Below are 17,400 nucleotides of genomic sequence, written 5' to 3'. Positions count from 1 at the left end.
CCTGACGGGTTCGTGTAGCCTTTGCGGCCGTTCAATTGTAAGCCGCCAGACGATGGAAACCCTGCTGATATTCCTGCTGACCGGCGCCGTATCGGGCCTGCTTGCCGGACTGTTTGGCGTCGGCGGCGGCCTGATCGTGGTGCCGGCGCTGGCCTTTCTGCTGCCCACACTCGGTGCTGCCGACGCCATCGTCATGCATTCGGCGATCGGCACCTCGCTGGCCGTCATCGGCCTGACCGGCATTTCTTCGACCCGCGCCCACCACGCCCGCGGCGGCGTGATCTGGCCGGTGTTCTGGAAGCTGGCGCCGGGCATCGTCGTCGGCAGCCTGCTCGGCGCCACGGTGGCGCACCTGGTCAGCAGCGAAGTGCTGAAGCGCTGCGTCGGCATCGGCGCCATGTTGATCGCGATCCAGATGCTGATCGATGCCACGCCGAAAGCGACGCGCAGCACGCCCGGTGCGCTCGGCCTCGGCATCGTCGGCACCCTGATCGGCGGATTGTCGGCGCTGATCGGCATCGGCGGCGGTTCGCTGACCGTGCCGTATCTCAATGCCTGCAATATCGACATGCGCCGCGCCGTCGGCACCTCGGCCGCCTGCGGCATTCCGATCGCCTGGGCCGGCGCCGTCGGCTTCGTGATCAACGGCCTCGGCGTGCCGGGCCGTGCGCCGTGGAGCCTGGGCTATGTCGATCTCGCTGCGTTCGCCGGCATCGCGGTGATGAGCGTGTTCACCGCGCCGCTCGGTGCCCGGCTGGCGCATGGCCTGCCGCCGAAGCTGCTGAAGCGGGCGTTCGCGATCTTCCTGATCGGCATCAGCTTGCGGATGCTGCTGGCCTGAGGCCGAGCGGCCGCTCGGCGCGCAGCTTCTGCAGTTCGGCGAGTGCGAAGTGGATGAAGCTCAGGCCGGAATAGACCGGCGAGATCAGGTTGACGAACGGAATCAGCTGCACGAGTGCGGCGACCACGCCGAGGCCGAACAGCGGTGAGCCGTGGCGGCGCAGGATTTCCTCGTACTCCTCGCGCGTCGCGTGTTCGGCGAGCGCGTCATAGCGGAACACGCGATCGTTGAGATAGCCGGCCAGCGCCACCGGAATCACGAACGCGAACGGCAGGATCAGCCACAGCGGCAGCACCAGGATCCACAGCAGCAGATAGACCAGCAGCGCGCCGAGGCTGTTCAGGATGCTGCCGCTGGTGGTGCCGCCCTTGGCTCGCACCAGCTGCGGATAGTCGCGGGCGGCGATGTGGTCGACCATCATCGGCATCGCGAATACCGAGGTGATGAAGATCGCCGTCGCTGCGACCAGGGTCGGCAGGAAAAAGAAGCTGACGATCAGGGTCAGCGCGCCGACCAGCCAGGACAGTCCCCAGTCGTTCAGGAAGGCATCGACCGGCTGGTACTCGGTCAAGGCCCGCAAGGCACCCATGCCCTGCGACCAGAACACCACCAGCAGTACCGTCCACAGCAGCAGCGAACCGAGCAGTGGCCACAGCACCAGGCCGAGCATGCGGCCCTGGAACTGGCTACGGGTGGCTTCGACGAGCGCTTCGATCACGCAATCACCTCAGGGATGTTGGGGGGCCGCATCCGGCAGCAGGCGCACGCCGTTGATGCCGCAGGCCAGGATGCCCTCGCGCAGTGCGCGGATCGCCGCCAGGCGCGGGAAGCTGCGCCGCCAGACCATGCCGACTTTCCGCGCCGGCGATGGTGCTGCGAACGGCACGGTCGGCAGCGGATTCGGCTCGGCCGGCCGGTTGGCGATCGCTGCGTTCGGCATCACCGTGATGCCCAGCCCCGAGCCGACCATGTAGCGGATCGTTTCGATCGATGAACCGGTGACCGGCCGCGGGCCGTCGCCTTCGGAGTCGACGCATTTCGGGCAGGCAGCGATTACCTGCTCGCGGAAACAATGGCCGGGCCCGAGCAGCAGCAGATGTTCCTCGGCCAGCTTCTTCGCCGGGATGCTCGGCAGCGCCGCCCAGCGATGACCTGGCGACAGCATCACCACGAAATCCTCGTCGTAGATCGGCCAGGCCGACAGGCCCTGCAGGTCGATCGGCAACGCCAGCAGCGCCACGTCGAGCTCGTTGTCGCGCAGCTGTTCGAGCAGCACGCCGGTGAAGTTCTCCTCGATCATCAGCGGCATCAGCGGCGCGGTCTCGCGCATCATCGGCACCAGCGATGGCAGCACGTAGGGGCCGACGGTGTAGATCGCCCCGAGCCGCAAGCTACCAACCAGCTCGTCCTTGCCTTCGCGAGCGATGTCCTCGACCCGCCGCGCTTCGGCGAGCACATGGCGGGCCTGCTCGATGATCCGCGCGCCGACCGGCGTCGGCTTGGCTTCGCCGCGAATCCGCTCGAACAGGGTCACGCCCAGCTCGTCCTCGAGCTTCTTCAGGGCCACGGAAAGTGTCGGCTGCGACACGAAGGAACGCTCGGCGGCGCGCGAGAAATGGCGCTCCTTGTCGAGGTTCACCAGATAGCGGAGTTCGGTCAGCGTCATGGGTTGACCTTCATTGGGTGGTGTCTGCGGGCATCTACTCGGATGCCCGCCCACTCATCGAGTGATGGCCCGATTCTAGACCTTCGCTATCGCGACACGTTCAGTCATAGGTTCAGCCAATCGCGCGCCGGCAGATAGTCGCTGAGGAACGTCGCTTCCGGGCTGCCCGGTTCCGGCTGATGGTTGTACTGCCAGGTGACCAGCGGCGGCATCGACATCAGGATTGATTCGATGCGGCCCTTGCTCTGCAGACCAAACGACGTGCCGCGATCCCAGACCAGATTGAACTCGACATAACGGCCGCGCCGATACAGCTGCCAGTCGCGTTCGCGCTGGGTGTACAGCATCGGATGGCGGCGCTCGACGATCGGCATGTAGGCCTTGATGAAATGATCGCCGACGCTCTGCATCAGCGCGAAGCTGGCCTCGAAGCCGCCAACGCTCCAGTCGTCATAGAACAGGCCGCCGATGCCGCGTGCCTCGTTGCGGTGCTTGATGAAGAAGTAGTCGTCGCACTGGGCCTTGAGCCGGGTGTGCACGTCGGGACCGAATGGCTCGCAGGCGCTGCGCGCGGTCTCGTGCCAGTGCTTGGCGTCGTCGATGAAGCCGTAGTACGGCGTCAGATCGAAGCCGCCGCCGAACCACCAGACCGGCGCTTCACCGGCTTTTTCCGCGATCAAGAAGCGCACGTTCATGTGCACCGTCGGCGCGTAGGGGTTCAGCGGATGGAAGACCAGCGACACGCCCATCGCCCGGAAACCGCGGCCGACCAGTTCCGGTCTCGCCGCCGTCGCCGCCGGCGGCAGTCTGGTGCCGTAGATATCGGAGAAGTTGACGCCGGCACGCTCGAACACCGCGCCTTCGCTCAACACCCGGGTTTCGCCACCGCCGCCTTCGTCACGCTGCCAGGCGTCGTGCAGGAATCTGGCGCGCCCGTCGATGCGCTCGACCTCCGCACAGATGCGGTTCTGCAGGCCACGGAGATAGGCTTCGACGTCGGCGGGACGCGGGGCTTCGTTGGTATTCATCAGCGAAGTCTAATGGCCGCCGAAGTGCAAAAGGCGGGCGGCCACCGCGAATCTCAACGGCGCAGGATGTTGCCGTTCGCCGAGTCACGGATGATCGTCGGCTGATCGAGCCCACCGAGCGCGCCCGGCACCAGCAGATCGAAACGGTTGCGCAGCGCGATGCGGGCATCGCTGGCGCTGCGGGCTGGCGGATCGCCGGCGCGGTTGGCGCTGGTAGAGACGATGGCGCCGCCGAACTCGTCGCAGAGCCGCGCCGCCAGCGGATGCGCGGTGACTCTCACGGCCACGGTGCTGCGCTCGCCGCTGATCCACATCGGGCAGTAGTCGGTGGCCGGGAACACCCAGGTCGATGCGCCGGGCCAGGTGGCCGTCGCCCGTCGCCAGGCCATGCGCGAGGGCATGTCGATGTACGGCTCCACCTGCTCGATGTCAGAGGCGATCAGGATCAGGCCCTTCTGCCACTCGCGGTTTTTCATCGCCAGCAGGCGCATCACCGCCTTGTGGTTCTGCGGATCACAGCCGACACCCCAGACCGCTTCGGTCGGGTAGACGATGACGCCGCCCTGCTTCAGCAGCGCGGCGGCGATCGCGATCTTGCGAGTATTCAGCATCGTTGCTGCGCTCAACCCTTCTTCGCGTAGACAGTCCGTTTGGTCAGCGACGGCGCCCGCGTCGCTTTCTTGGTGGTCTTCTTCGCAGCGGACTTCTTGCTGGCGGCCTTCTTCACGGCCGCTTTCTTCGGCGCGGCGACAGCACCATCGGCCGGCGCGGCTTTCTTGGCAGCCGCCTTCTTCTTGGCGCCCTTCTTCGCTGGTTTCGCGGCTTCGGCTTCCGCCAGATAGGCCTCGCATTCGAAGACGCTGAGCTTCTCGGCGTCCCGGGTGCGCGGGATCGGCGACTTGCGGGTGCCGTCGGTGATGTACGGCCCGAAGCGGCCCTTGATGATGCGGATGCCGGTGCCTTCGAAACTGCGGATCGTCGCGGCGTCGAGCGCGGCGGCTTTCTGCTCGATCAGCTCGATGACTCTCGGCAGTTCGATGGTGTACGGGTCATCGTCCTTCTTGAGGCTGACGAAGGCCTTGCCGTGGCGCGCGTACGGCCCGAAGCGGCCGATGTTGACCTCCACCTCGTCGCCGTTCGGCATCGTGCCGAGCTTGCGCGGCAGCTTGAACAGCTCCATCGCTTCTTCGAGCGTGATCGTGTCGATGCGCTGGTTGCCGCGCAGCGATGCGTAGCGCGGCTTTTCGGACGTGGTGTCGCCTTCCTCGACGCGCGCGCCGATCTGCACGTACGGCCCGTAGCGGCCGAGGCGGGCGCTGACCGGCTTGCCGCTGGCCGGGTCGATGCCGATGCTGCGCGTCTCGGAAACTTCCGAGCGCGACAGTTCCATCTTCTCGTCGACCATCGGCTTGAAGATGCCCCAGAACTTCGCCAGCAAGGGCACCCAGGCTTGTTCGCCGCGCGACACCGCGTCGAGATCGTCTTCGAGCTTGGCGGTGAATTCGTAATCGACGTAGCGGGTGAAGTGCTCGGTCAGGAAGCGGCAGACGATCAGGCCGACGTCGGTCGGCATGAAGGCCTTGCCGTCCAGGCGCACGTAGTCGCGCGCCTGCAGGGTCGAGATGATCGAGGCATAGGTCGACGGGCGCCCGATGTCGTATTCCTCGAGCGTCTTGACCAGCGAGGCTTCCGTGAAGCGCGGCGGCGGCTGGGTGAAATGCTGCTCGGGCAGCAGTTCCAGCAGCTTGACGACATCGCCGACTTCCAGCGGCGGCAGGCGCTTCTCGTCGTCTTCCTTGGCTTCGTTCTCGTCGTCGACGGCAATGCCGTAAGCGGCGAGGAAGCCCGGTTCGATCAGCACCTGACCGTTGGCCTTGAACGCGTGCTCGGCGCCGGCGCGCAGTTCCGCGGCGACGGTATCGAAGACGGCCGGGGCCATCTGGCAGGCGACGGTGCGCTTCCAGATCAGGTCATAAAGCTTGGCCTGGTCCGGGGTCAGATACTTGGCAACCGCTTCCGGCGCGCGCAGGAACGAAGTCGGGCGGATCGCTTCATGGGCTTCCTGCGCGTTCTTCGACTTGACCTTGAAATAACGCGGCTCGGGCAGCGCCGACTTGGCGCCGTAGCGCTTGATGATCGCTTCGCGCAGCTCGGCCAGCGCGTCCTGCGCCAGGTTCACGGCGTCGGTGCGCATGTACGTGATCAGGCCGACGGTCTCGCCACCGATCTCGACACCTTCGTACAACTGCTGCGCCGTGCGCATCGTGCGCTGGGCGGTGAAGCCGAGCTTGCGGTTGCCGTCCTGCTGCAGGGTGGACGTGGTGAACGGCGGCCCAGGCGTGCGGCGACGCTGTTTCTTGTCGACCTTGGCGACTTTCAGTAGACCTTTCGCGGCCGCCTCGATCGCTGCGCGCGCGGCTTCGGCCGAGCCTTCGTTGCCGAGCGAGAACTGCTCGACCTTGATGCCATCGAATTCCAGCAAGCGGGCGTTGAAGGCGGTGCCGTCCTTCTCGGCGCGAGCGTCGAGCGTCCAGTACTCCTGCGGCTTGAATGCGCGGATCTCTTCCTCGCGTTCGCAGATCAGGCGCAGCGCCGGGCTCTGCACGCGGCCGGCCGACAGACCCGGGCCGACCTTGCGCCAGAGCAGCGGCGACAGATTGAAGCCGACCAGGTAATCGAGCGCGCGGCGCGCCTGCTGGGCGTTGACCAGATCCTGGGCAACATCGCGGCCTTCGTCGATCGCACGGGCAACTTCGCGCGGCGTGATCTCGTAGAAAACCACACGCTTGACCGGCTTGTCCTTGATCAGCCCCTTCTCTTTCAGATGCTCGAGCAGGTGCCAGGAAATCGCTTCGCCTTCGCGATCAGGATCGGTGGCGAGAAAGAGGTTATCGGAGCGCTTGAGTTCGGCAATGATCGCGTTGACGTGCTTCGCGTTCTTGTCGATCAGCTGGTACTTCATCTCGAAGCCGCGCGTCACGTCGACGGCGCCATCCTTGGGCACCAGGTCGCGCACGTGGCCGTACGAAGCGAGTACTTCGTAGTCCTTGCCCAGATATTTCTTGATCGTCTTGGCCTTGGCGGGCGATTCGACGATGACCAGATTCTTGCTCATTCCTGCCGCGTGTCCCACAACGTTTCCCGCGCCCCGGCGGCGCGTGGGGGGCAGCTTATACGGCAAAGAGCTTGCCAGTGGCTAGTCAGGCACCTGCCTGAAGCCAGCCCTTGCGCCGTCATCGGGACGGCGACAAGGGCTGCCGATCAGTGCAGGAACTCACCGTGGTAATAGACCATGTCTTCGAGGTGCACGGCCGCTTCCTCGGAGCCGGGCTGGTTGATCAGCACCAGCAGGCAGACCCATTTGACCCGCTCGAGATCGATCTCGTCCTCGAAAGCCAGCAGGCGTTCGATGACCAGTTCGCGGCTTTCGCCGTTGAGGATGCCGAGCTGCTCCAGATAAAGGAGAAAGCCACGACATTCGGCGGACAGCCGTTCCTGCTCCTGCGGCGCATACAGCCGCAAGGTATCGGTTCGGCCTCTCAGGGTTGGCGCATTGCGCTGGTTCGCCAGGCCATCGAGCCAGGCGAAAGCGTGCGCCACTTCTTCATCGGGGAAACCGGCGGCGGACAGCTCTACCCGCAAAGTTTCCTGGTTGTCGGAGTCGGAGAACTCGCCATCCTGGTAGTTCTCGAAGAGGTACATCAGTACATCGAGCAGGGTCTCTTTCATGTTCGCTCTGACGCCAAGACCGGGCGCGTGCAGTCAGGTTTCGGACTGCCTCGGGGGAAAGTGTAGCGCCTCATAGGGGTCTGTTCACAATTACTTTGATCGCTGCGTTGCGAGTCAAAAAGCCGCCGGGCGAGGCGCGAACCGCAGGCCATAGCCTACCTATGGTCAAGGTTCGCAACGAAGTCCCGGCGGCTTTTTGGCCGCAACCCTTCGGGGCGGGATCGCCAATAAAGTTTACTGGGCCCATTGCTGCCTCTCTCGTCGCGTCAATGGGTCGGCCATTGCCCGCTCCTCTTTCGTTGCACTGGGCAAAAACGACCTCCGCCGCAGCGAGCAAAGTAATTGTGAACAGACCCTAGCGATGCAGGCGGGAAAAACAGTCCCCCGGTCGGGCCTCGATCAGCGCCTTCAGTTCCAGAGACAGCAGCGCGGCACCGAGTTCGGCGATGCCCAGTGCCAGGGAGGACGCCAGCTGATCGATGGCCACCGGCTGATCGCCGATCGCCGCCAGAACGCGCTGTTCAAGGCTATCGACCGGCACATCCGCCGTCGGTTCCGCGCTGGCGGTTGCTGCACCCAGCATCGGCTTCAGCTGTGCCGCGAGTTCGACGAGGATGTCGGCCACCGATTCGGTCAGGGTCGCGCCGTTGCGGATCAGTGCATGGCAGCCGCGCGCCATCGGGTTGTGGATCGAGCCGGGCAGCGCGAACACTTCGCGGCCCTGCTCGGCGGCGAGCCGCGCGGTGATCAGCGAACCGGATTCCAATTGTGCTTCGATTACCAGCACGCCGAGACTCAGGCCGCTGATGATCCGGTTGCGGCGCGGGAAATGTTCTGGCCTCGGCACGGTGCCGGGTGGAAACTCCGAAACCAGCAGGCCGCGATCGGCGATCGCCAGCGCCAGTTCGCGATTGCGGGCCGGATAGACGCGATCCAGACCATTGCCGCAGACCGCGATGGTGGTGCCGCCGGCATCGAGCGCGCCGCGATGGGCGGCCGCGTCTATGCCCAGCGCCAATCCCGAGGTGATCACCAGGCCGGCGCGCGCCAGGCCTTCGGCGAAAGCCTGGGCATCGTTTCGGCCTTGGGTCGATGCGGCGCGGGCACCGACGATGGCCAGCTGCGGCTCACCGAGCAAGGCGATATCGCCCAGCGCGAACAGGGCGAACGGCGCCGCGGCGATCTCCGCAAGGCGCGCTGGCCAGGCAGGGTGATCGCCGTCGATGAAGTGATGGCGTGGCGAAGCGGCCAGCCAGCGCAGATCGATTTCGGCACCGGCGTGATCGGGATTGGCGAGGCCTGCAATCTGCCCTTCGCTGCAACCGGCTTCAGCCCAGGCAGTGGCCTTGGCGGCGAGCACGGCTTCCGCCGAGCCATGGCGCTGCAGCAGGCGGCGCAGGCGGTTGGCGCCGAGTCCCGGTGTGCGCAGCAGCGCCAGCAGCGCAGCCGTTGGACCGCTGGCCGCGACAGCCGATTCGGGCGCCGGCATCGGCTTCGTGGAGCAGCGCGGCTCAGGCCCGCGTCACGGCGCGGTCGGCGCCGGTTTGCGGACCTTGTCGAGCACGTGCAGCGGGCGGGTCGCATTCATCACCAGGCCGTAGCTGAGCAGCGGCGTGACCTTGAACATCATCAGCACACCGGCGCGCAGTTCGGGCAATACCACCGGCTTCTTGCCGTAAGGGTCCGGCACGCTGCGCGCGGGCTGGTAGATGTCCAGCACGGTGCCCGGATCGAGGCCGTGCTCGGTGCCGCGGTTCAGCGCCACGATCTGGTACTGCGAAATCTGCGACAAGCCGTCGTACACCGAAATGATCCGGCCGTTGATGTCGGTGGTCGGTGGATGCGGGTAGAAGTTGGCGTCGAAGCTTTCCGCTTCGATCGGCAGCAGGCGGTCGGCGATCAGCACTTCGCGGCTCGACTTGGTGATCCGCATCAGCGCCGGCTGGCCAGGCTCGCGCAGTTCGGCTTCACCGGTGGGAATCGCTTCGTAGCCGATCAGCTTGCGGGTGTCCGGATCGCGATAAGCCTCACCCACCCGAACCACGGCGTAGTTGTAGGCGACCTGGGCCGGCAGGTTCTTCACATAGACGTCGTTGTTGGCACCCACTGCCAGGCGCTCGTCGGCAAAGGCGACGACATAGGGCGCGTGCTGCGTTTCTTCGAGCGTGACCAGACGCGGGCCGCGCAGGAAGTTGCGGATCGCTTCGATAGGAATCGCCGGCAGTGCTGCGTCGAGGTTTTCCTCGCGAATGCGCGGCGACAGGCGATCGACGACGCCGTCGAAAGCGAGCCGCGTCTGGCCGTTCACCCGCACCAGGGTCAGCACATCGCCGGGATAGATCTGGTGCGGATTGCGCACCTGCGAGTTGGTGTACCAGAGCTCCGGCCACTGCCAGGGATCACGCAGGAAATGCTGGGCGATGTCCCACAGGGTGTCGCCCTTCCTCACCGTGTAGCGCAGCGGCGCGTCTTCGCGCAGCGACAGATCGCCGGCGTAGCTGCGGGCACTGTTGGCGTTGGCCAGCGGTTCGACGACGGCAGCTGCGGGACGTCTTGCCACCGGCACTGCGACGGCGACCGGCACCACGGTGGCAGGCGGGCTGCTGCTCGGTGCGCTGGCGCAGCCGGCGGCCAGCATCGTCAGCAACAGGCTGGCGACCCCGAGGCGCGCGATCGAGCGTCGCGGGAGTGGAAATCGCGAGGCGTTATACTTCTGCATGGCTGCGGCTTTCCCTTTTGTGGCCTTTCTGGGCCCCGTTCGGCCCGTTCGGCGGGCGCGGCTGAGTCTGGCATGAACACCTGCTGTTTCGCAGGCTCGTCGAAGGTTTCCAAAGATCAACTGCAGGCCCCGTAACCATGGCGATTCTGCCCATCCTCATTCATCCCGATCCGCGTCTTCGCAAGAAGACCCTGCCGGTGACGGTGTTCGACGACAAGCTTCAGAAGCTGATCGACGACCTGTTCGAAACGATGTACGACGCGCCCGGTGTCGGCCTCGCCGCCAACCAGTGCGGCGTGCAGCTGCGGCTGTCGGTGATGGATTGTTCCGAGGGCAAGACCGAGCCTATGGTCCTGATCAACCCGGAAATCCTGCTGACTGACGAGCGGCAGGAAATGGAAGAGGGCTGCCTGTCGGTGCCCGATATCCGCGACACCATCCAGCGTTTCAACCGCCTGCGGGTGCGGGCGCTGGACCGTCACGGCAAGCCGTTCGAGATGGATTGCGAAGGCCTGGCCGCGCAATGCGTGCAGCACGAGATCGACCATCTCGATGGCAAGCTGTACGTCGATTATCTGTCGAGCCTGAAGCGCGAGCGCATCAAGAAGAAGCTGACCAAGCTCAAGGAAGCGCACGCCGGCTGAAAGGCCGGCGCTGCCGCTGCCACTCAGGCGGCCGAAGCGGCCATGGTCACGAAGCCGGGCGTTGCCGTGATCCTGTCCAGCCAGGCTCGCACAGCGGGATAGCCAGCGAGATCGAAACCGCCTTCGTCGGCGACATGGGTGTAGGCGTACAGCGCGATGTCGGCGACCGTGTAGTTCTCCCCGGCCAGATACGGGGTCTTCGCCAGCTGGGTTTCCATCACGCCGAGTGCCGCATAGCCCCGCGGCATGCGTTCCGCGATCCGCGCCTGATTCGCCTCGGCCGATTTCTCGATCGCCACCCAGTAGCGCACCGTGGCGATGTACGGCTCATGGCTGTATTGCTCGAAGAACAACCACTCCAGCACCTTGGCCCGGGCCCAGCGGTTTTCCGGCAGCAGCGGCGTGCCTTCGGCAAGCCAGCACAGCATGGCGTTCGATTCGGCCAGGTAGCGGCCGGGCTCCGGTTCCAGCAAGGGAATCCGGCCATTGGCATTCTTGGCCAGGAAGGCCGGCGTGCGCGATTCGCCCTTCAGGATGTCGACTTCCCGCCACTCATAGGCGATGCCGAGCTGGCGCATCGCCAGCGCCGGCTTGTAACAGTTGCCGGAACCGGTATAGCCGTACAGGGTGATCATCGATGTAGGCCTCGAAAGCGTGGATGCACAGGCACCACGATAAGCAGCGGCGTCGATGATCGCCAGCGAGCACGCCGCTCGGCGCAGCTTTCCTGCCGCCCATCCGGCATCGGCTCAGGTTCCACGGACAGCGCCTTTCCGCCGTTGTCGTCCAGGCCTTAATCTGCGACACGTGACCCGGAACCGATCCGGACGCGGCACCCCGTGCACCAGCACGGCGCCGCTCCGACTACCCCGGTCGCACCATGATGGTGGCCCCATTCGCTGCTGCTGATCCGCTACCGCTCCGGAGCATGGACCCGTGTCGACCCCGCCCGAACCCCGCTCCCGGCAACAATCTCGCTCACCATCGGGCCGCTTCCGCCAACGCGGCGCCGTAGCGGTGCTGACCGCAGTCTCGCTGCTGATGCTGATCCCGGTGCTGGCACTGGCCATCAACATCGGTCAGCTCTATTACGCACAGCGCGATCTGGAAAAGCAGGCGACCCTCGCGGCGCTGTCGGCGGTGCAGATTTCCAGCGGTTGCGTGGGGGGCACGGGTTTGCCGGCGACGATGGCCGCCATCACCGCTGAAGTAACGAGTGTGATTGCCGCCAACAGCGTCGATGGCGCGAACAGCGTGCAGGGCCTGCTGACCGGCATCAATGGTTCGCCTGCCATCGAACTCGGGCGTATCGAGTCGTCGACCGGCCGCCGCATCTTCGTGCCGCTGACGGCGGGCAATGCCGCGATTTCAGCGGTTCGCATCAATCTCTCTCGTCCACAACCGGTGCCGTTCATCAATCTGTACGGTGGCGGCGGAATGCTCTACGCCTCTGCAACTGCACAGCAGGCGGCGGTTGGCAGCTTTTCCATTGGTACCGGGCTGCTGAGCCTCAACGGTGGCCTCGTGAACGGCCTGCTGGGCGGATTGCTGTGTGCGCCGGGCGATGTTCCCTGCCAGAACTCCATCACCAGCCTCAATGTCGCAAACGGTTTTACCGGGCTGGTCAACACTTCAGTGTCGCTGGGGCAGCTGGGCGTAGCCGTTGGACTGAGCGTTGCCGATCTGTCCAACCCCTTGGTTCTTGGGACCCACACGCCGTTGCTTTCGAACGTGCTGGACGGCCTCGTAGGTGCTTTGAGCGGCACTGCCAACAGCGCCGTGATCGCGACGCTGCAGGGCCTGGCGAATGCCGCCAGCAATCCCAACGAAGTCCCATTGGGGCAGCTGCTGGGTACCGTCAATGGGCTTGGTGGCGATGCGCCGATCATCAATCTGTTCGATCTGCTGATCGCCTTGGGTCAGGCTACGGTCGCCGATGGCGGTGTTACCCCGATTGCTCTGCCGATCGACCTCAACGTGCCCGGCGTCGCCAAGATCAAAACCTTCCTTAAGGTCCTAGAGCCGCCGCAGCTGGGCATCGGCCGGGCTGGACAGGCGGAGGCCAAAACCGCGCAGGTGCGCCTACAGGTGCGGATCGAGGGTGGCAGCCTCATAAATATCTTGCGGACGACGCTCAACACAGTGCTTGGCCCGGTCTTTTTCCTGCTTGGAGGCACCGTAGACGTCTTGCCGGAGGGACTCAATCTGGGAATCGACGCCATCGTCGCTGGCGGTACGGCCACGCTGGCACAGCTTCAATGTCCACGCAGCGGCATCAATGGCGGCAAGCCGATCGCGAAAATCGATGCCAGCACCGCCACGGCCAGAATCGAGGCCGGCACTTTTTCGGGCAGTGCGGACGCGGCGCCTGCCCTCAGCGAGCGGGCAAGCTTGCCGGTTGTTTTCTTGCGCCTTCTTGGTGGCGGCCTCGATGTTGGTCTCGGTTTCACGACCATTGGTGTTGGCGCTGAACCGGCCAGATCGTTGGCGCCGATCACCGATTTCACCGCGATCGGAATAGTTACGCCGGGAATACCGCTGATTTACCGGGCGGATGGCGTACCGCCAGCGGCGGCGGTAACCGCCAATCCGCAAACCATCTCTGCACCGACGACGGTCAGCCTCAACCTGAATCTGACCAGCAAACCATCAGGAAGCGGCTTGGGGGCATTACTGACCGGACTGCTGAGCGGCATCTTGAACGCAGTTCTCGGCGTGCTTAATCCCCTGCTCAGTTTTGTCAACGGTTTGACGACGTCCCTGATCGACCCTTTGCTGTCGCTGCTCGGCATCAAGGTAGGCACCGCCACGGTCACCATGAACTCCGTTCAGATCGGCCAGCCGATTCTGGTCAATACTTGCCTGCCAGGAACCGTCAACTGCCAGTAAGCATCCCGTGATCATCCGATGAGCCGTCCGCTGCAACCGGTGCTCGACGCCGCCGAAGTCGAACGCATCATCTCCGACGGCCTGCCGATGTCCTCGTTCGCGCAGATGGCGGTCACCGAGGTGAAGCCGGGGTCGGCGACGATCCGGATTCCGTTCCGGGACTGGATGATCCGCCCGGGCGGCACCATTGCCGGGCCGGTGCTGATGCTGGCGGCGGACTCCGCGATGTACGCGGTGATCCTGGCCCACATCGGCGATCAGGTGATGGCGGTCACCTCAAGTCTTACCATCAACTTCCTGAGCCGGCCGCGGCCGGTCGATGTGGTCGCCGAAGGCCGCATCCTGAAACTCGGCCGGCGTCTCGCCGTGGTCGAGGTGCTGATCAAGAGCGATGGCGACGACACCCTGGTCGCCCATGTCACCGGCAGCTACGCGCTGCCGTCCTGACGTCCAGTCTTTCGCCGTGGACAATCGGCGCTTGACCCCGTGAGGCGCACCGCCGAATCTTGCGCGCGAGCCGCGCCCGTCCCGGGCCAGCCCTCAATAGATTCGGCAACGATCCCAAGATGAACTCCCTTGCAAGCCGCGTTGGCTGGACGGCGCTGTCGATCTTCGGCGCGGCCTGTCTGGCGGTGGTCGCCTTGCGGCGCGGCGAAACGATCAATGCGATGTGGCTGATCGCGGCCAGCGGTTCGGTGTTCGTGCTCAGCTACCGCTTCTACAGCCGCTATCTTGCGAATGTGGCGTTGAAGATCGATCCGAAGCGCGCTACGCCAGCGGTGCTGCGCAACGATGGCCTGGACTACGTGCCGACCGATCGCACCGTATTGTTCGGCCACCATTTCGCCGCCATTGCCGGCGCCGGCCCGCTGGTCGGCCCGGTGCTCGCTGCGCAGATGGGCTACCTGCCCGGCACCCTGTGGATCCTGGTCGGCGTGGTGTTCGCCGGAGCGGTGCAGGATTTCGTCATCCTGTTCCTGTCGACGCGCCGTGATGCCCGCGGCCTCGGCGACATGATCCGCACCGAGCTCGGGCCGGTGGCGGGTGGCGTGGCGATGGGCGGCATCCTGATGATCACCATCATGCTGATCGCCGTCCTCGCGCTGATCGTGGTCAAGGCCTTGGCCGAAAGCCCCTGGGGCCTGTTCACGGTCGCCGCGACGATTCCGATCGCGTTGTTCATGGGCGTCTATGCCCGTTATCTGCGCCCCGGCAAGGTCGGCGAGGTTTCGCTGATCGGCGTGGCGCTGCTGATCGCATCGGTGCTGCTTGGCGGTCAGGTGGCGGCCGATCCGGCCTGGGCGGCGGCGTTCACCCATGACGGCAAGACCCTGGCCTGGATGCTGATCGGCTATGGCTTCGCGGCCTCGGTGCTGCCGGTCTGGCTGTTGCTGGCGCCGCGCGATTACCTGTCGACGTTTCTGAAGATCGGCACCATCGCCGTGCTGGCGGTGGCGATCCTGATCTCGATGCCCGAACTGAAGATGCCGGCGGTCACCCGCTTCATCGACGGCAGCGGGCCGGTCTGGGCCGGGCCGATGTTCCCGTTCCTGTTCATCACCATCGCCTGCGGTGCGGTCAGCGGTTTCCACGCCATGGTGTCCAGCGGCACCACGCCCAAGATGCTTGCCTGCGAGAGCCACGCCAGACCGATCGGCTACGGCAGCATGCTGATGGAAGCGGCCGTCGCGGTCATGGCGCTGACCGCCGCCTGCATCCTCGAACCCGGCATCTACTTCGCTATGAACGCGCCAGCCGCGGTGCTGGGCACCTCGGCGGAATCCGCCGCGACGGCGATCGCAAACTGGGGCTTCGTGGTCACCCCGGATCTGCTGACGCAGACGGCGAAGGACATCGGCGAAACCACCATCCTGTCCCGCGCCGGTGGCGCGCCAACGCTGGCCGTCGGCATGGCCCAGATCCTTCATCACCTGGTGCCGGGCGTGGCCTCGATGGCCTTCTGGTACCACTACGCGATCCTGTTCGAAGCGCTGTTCATCTTGACCACCATCGACGCCGGCACCCGCATTGGTCGCTTCATGGTTCAGGACTTCATCGGCAGCGTGTACGCGCCGATGAAGAACACCCGCAGCTGGCTGGCCAACGGTGTGGCGACTACCATCTGTGTCGCCGGCTGGGGCTGGTTCCTGTATCAGGGCGTCACCGATCCGCTCGGCGGCATCAATTCGCTGTGGCCGCTGTTCGGCATCGCCAACCAGATGCTCGCCGGCATCGCGCTGATCTTCGCCACTGTGGTGCTGATCAAGATGAAGCGCGAGCGCTATGTCTGGATCGTCGCCGTGCCGATGGTCTGGCTGCTGATCTGCACGCTGACCGCCGGCTGGCTGAAAGTGTTCTCGGCCAATCCGCGCATCGGCTTCCTCGCCCATGCCGACAAGTTCGGCACCGCGCTGGCCAAGAGCGAACTGCTGGCACCGGCCAAGTCGATCGGCCAGATGCAGCAGATCGTCCTCAACGATCGCATCGACGCCGGCTTGGCGCTGCTGTTCATGTCCGTGGTGGTGATCGTCTTCGTGCTTGCCGTACGCACCGCCATCGCCAGCTGGCGTAGCCGCGTGCCGACGGCCATCGAAGCGCCCTACGTGTCGATCGACGATGCGCCGGCCGCGGCCTGAAGCGCCCGATTCCAGCCTGATCGCGCGGCTGCATGCCGCGTGGAAGAAGGCGGCCGAGACCGCCAATCTGGCGGTCGGCGTGCCGGACTACGCCACTTATGTCCGGCACCGCGAAACCACGCATCCGGGCGAACCGGTGATGAGCTACGCCGAGTTCTTTCGCGAGCGGCAGGATGCGCGTTATGGGAGTGCGGCGAATCCGCGTTGTTGCTGAGCGCGGCGCCTACAGCGCCGGCGGCGTCTGCCCACGGTGATGCTCGAGAATTCGTCGATACGGCTCCGGATCCTTGATGTGGACGAGGTCGCCTTCGCGCGGGAAGGTCCAGTCGTACAGGCGGGACAGGTAGAAGCGGAACGCGGCGGCGCGCAGCACCAGCGGCCAGGCCTTGGTCTCGGCGGCGGTAGGTGGCCGGCAGGCGCGATAGGCGGACAGCAACGCGGCCGAGTGGGCGCGGTTGAGGCTGCCATCGGGCTCGGCGCACCAGTCGTTCAGGGTCACAGCCAGGTCGTAGAGCAGGGCGTCGTTGCAGGCGTAGTAGAAGTCGATGACGCCGGTCAGGCGCTCGTCGACGAACAGCACGTTGTCCTTGAACAGATCGGCGTGGATCACGCCTTGCGGCAGCGCGGCGAGATCGAGACGGGACTGCGCTTCGAGTTCATCGGCGATCAATGCGCGGGCATCGGCGGCAACGTGCGGCAGCAGGGTTTCGCAGGTGCTGCGGCGCCATTCCACACCGCGCGCGTTGAAGCAGGTGCCGGTGTAGCTGGCGGTGAGCTTGTGCAGTTCACCCAGCGCATGGCCGACAGCGGCGCACTGCGCGAGCGACGGAAACAGCACGCTCTGGCCGGTGAGTCTTGCAACCAGCGCCGCCGGCTTGCCATTCAGCGCCTTCAGGCTCTGGCCGTCGTTGTCGGCCACCGGCAAGGCGCTCGGGTAACCATGGCGCGCCAGGTGTTCCATCAGGCCGAGGAAGAACGGCAGATCGTCGTAGTTCAGGCGCTCGAACAGGGTCAGCACCCAGCGGCCGCGGCTGGTGTCGACAAAATAATTGGTGTTCTCGATGCCCTCGCCGATGCCGGTGAAGCCGAGCAGCGCGCCCAGATCGTACTGGTGCAGGAAGGCTTCGAGTTCGGCGTGGCTAACTTTGGTGAAGACGGACATGAGCGGCGATGGTCGGGCGGTCGCCGCGCATTTTACGGAAAGCCGCTGCTGCACGGTTTGCCGACCGGGGCGTTGCGGCGCCCGTT

Annotated in this window: 16 protein-coding genes; 6 read left to right on the top strand and 10 right to left on the bottom strand. The window is 65.4% G+C overall.

The annotated features are described in order from the left end of the window. Nucleotides 1–52: 52 nt before the first annotated feature. A complete protein-coding gene (locus tag G513_RS0110010) occupies nucleotides 53–841 on the top strand; it encodes a sulfite exporter TauE/SafE family protein (RefSeq protein ID WP_022976706.1) in 789 nt (262 codons plus the stop codon). Here G513_RS0110010 and G513_RS22415 read toward each other — a convergent pair. The 8 genes from G513_RS22415 to G513_RS0109970 form a co-directional block, all read right to left on the bottom strand. Further along, a complete protein-coding gene (locus G513_RS22415) occupies nucleotides 816–1,559 on the bottom strand; it encodes an EI24 domain-containing protein (RefSeq protein WP_022976705.1) in 744 nt (247 codons plus the stop codon). The two genes, G513_RS0110010 and G513_RS22415, sit on opposite strands and share 26 nt — an antisense overlap. A gap of 9 nt (nucleotides 1,560–1,568) precedes the next feature. Next, complete coding sequence (locus G513_RS0110000; RefSeq protein WP_022976704.1) at nucleotides 1,569–2,507, bottom strand: hydrogen peroxide-inducible genes activator; 939 nt, start codon at nucleotides 2,505–2,507, stop codon at nucleotides 1,569–1,571. A gap of 104 nt (nucleotides 2,508–2,611) precedes the next feature. Continuing rightward, entirely contained in the window at nucleotides 2,612–3,535 is a 924-nt protein-coding gene (hemF, locus tag G513_RS0109995; protein ID WP_022976703.1) for an oxygen-dependent coproporphyrinogen oxidase, read from the bottom strand. Nucleotides 3,536–3,588: 53 nt separating this feature from the next. Next, nucleotides 3,589–4,146, bottom strand: coding sequence for an L-threonylcarbamoyladenylate synthase type 1 TsaC (tsaC, locus tag G513_RS0109990; RefSeq protein WP_022976702.1), 558 nt, complete (start codon nucleotides 4,144–4,146; stop codon nucleotides 3,589–3,591). A gap of 11 nt (nucleotides 4,147–4,157) precedes the next feature. Further along, the gene (locus tag G513_RS22410; protein WP_022976701.1) at nucleotides 4,158–6,650 is read right to left on the bottom strand and encodes a DNA topoisomerase I; all 2,493 of its coding nucleotides are present in this window, start codon (nucleotides 6,648–6,650) and stop codon (nucleotides 4,158–4,160) included. A 146-nt stretch (nucleotides 6,651–6,796) separates the two neighbouring features. After that, nucleotides 6,797–7,264, bottom strand: coding sequence for a Smg family protein (locus G513_RS0109980; RefSeq protein ID WP_022976700.1), 468 nt, complete (start codon nucleotides 7,262–7,264; stop codon nucleotides 6,797–6,799). A gap of 355 nt (nucleotides 7,265–7,619) precedes the next feature. Continuing rightward, nucleotides 7,620–8,753 (bottom strand): DNA-processing protein DprA, encoded by a 1,134-nt coding sequence (gene dprA / locus G513_RS0109975; protein ID WP_022976699.1) that lies wholly within the window; start codon nucleotides 8,751–8,753, stop codon nucleotides 7,620–7,622. Nucleotides 8,754–8,786: 33 nt separating this feature from the next. After that, nucleotides 8,787–9,983 (bottom strand): LysM peptidoglycan-binding domain-containing protein, encoded by a 1,197-nt coding sequence (locus tag G513_RS0109970; RefSeq protein ID WP_022976698.1) that lies wholly within the window; start codon nucleotides 9,981–9,983, stop codon nucleotides 8,787–8,789. 137 nt (nucleotides 9,984–10,120) lie between these two features. On the opposite strand from G513_RS0109970, the gene def reads away from it, so the two are divergent. Beyond that, nucleotides 10,121–10,627 (top strand): peptide deformylase, encoded by a 507-nt coding sequence (def, locus tag G513_RS0109965; RefSeq protein WP_022976697.1) that lies wholly within the window; start codon nucleotides 10,121–10,123, stop codon nucleotides 10,625–10,627. A 23-nt stretch (nucleotides 10,628–10,650) separates the two neighbouring features. Here the strand turns inward: def and G513_RS0109960 are convergent, their stop codons facing one another. Further along, nucleotides 10,651–11,262: a glutathione S-transferase family protein gene (locus G513_RS0109960; protein WP_022976696.1), complete on the bottom strand. Its 612-nt coding sequence runs from the start codon at nucleotides 11,260–11,262 to the stop codon at nucleotides 10,651–10,653. A 382-nt stretch (nucleotides 11,263–11,644) separates the two neighbouring features. On the opposite strand from G513_RS0109960, the gene G513_RS0109955 reads away from it, so the two are divergent. The 4 genes from G513_RS0109955 (at nucleotide 11,645) to G513_RS0109940 (ending at nucleotide 16,366) form a co-directional block, all read left to right on the top strand. After that, nucleotides 11,645–13,516 (top strand): Tad domain-containing protein, encoded by a 1,872-nt coding sequence (locus tag G513_RS0109955; protein WP_022976695.1) that lies wholly within the window; start codon nucleotides 11,645–11,647, stop codon nucleotides 13,514–13,516. Between the two features lie 18 nt (nucleotides 13,517–13,534). Further along, nucleotides 13,535–13,963, top strand: a complete 429-nt coding sequence (locus tag G513_RS0109950) for a PaaI family thioesterase (RefSeq protein ID WP_022976694.1) — start codon at nucleotides 13,535–13,537, stop codon at nucleotides 13,961–13,963. 119 nt (nucleotides 13,964–14,082) lie between these two features. Next, the gene (locus G513_RS0109945) at nucleotides 14,083–16,152 is read left to right on the top strand and encodes a carbon starvation CstA family protein (RefSeq protein WP_022976693.1); all 2,070 of its coding nucleotides are present in this window, start codon (nucleotides 14,083–14,085) and stop codon (nucleotides 16,150–16,152) included. Beyond that, complete coding sequence (locus G513_RS0109940; RefSeq protein ID WP_022976692.1) at nucleotides 16,133–16,366, top strand: YbdD/YjiX family protein; 234 nt, start codon at nucleotides 16,133–16,135, stop codon at nucleotides 16,364–16,366. The genes G513_RS0109945 and G513_RS0109940 overlap by 20 nt, the downstream gene beginning before the upstream one ends. A gap of 9 nt (nucleotides 16,367–16,375) precedes the next feature. Here the strand turns inward: G513_RS0109940 and G513_RS0109935 are convergent, their stop codons facing one another. Then, nucleotides 16,376–17,314, bottom strand: coding sequence for a homoserine kinase (locus G513_RS0109935; RefSeq protein WP_022976691.1), 939 nt, complete (start codon nucleotides 17,312–17,314; stop codon nucleotides 16,376–16,378). Nucleotides 17,315–17,400 lie beyond the last annotated feature (86 nt).

Origin of the sequence: Nevskia ramosa DSM 11499 (genome assembly GCF_000420645.1) — a bacterium.
GTDB lineage: Bacteria > Pseudomonadota > Gammaproteobacteria > Nevskiales > Nevskiaceae > Nevskia > Nevskia ramosa.
Note: the sequence above shows the minus strand (reverse complement) of the source record. Positions and strands in the feature narration are given on the sequence as shown.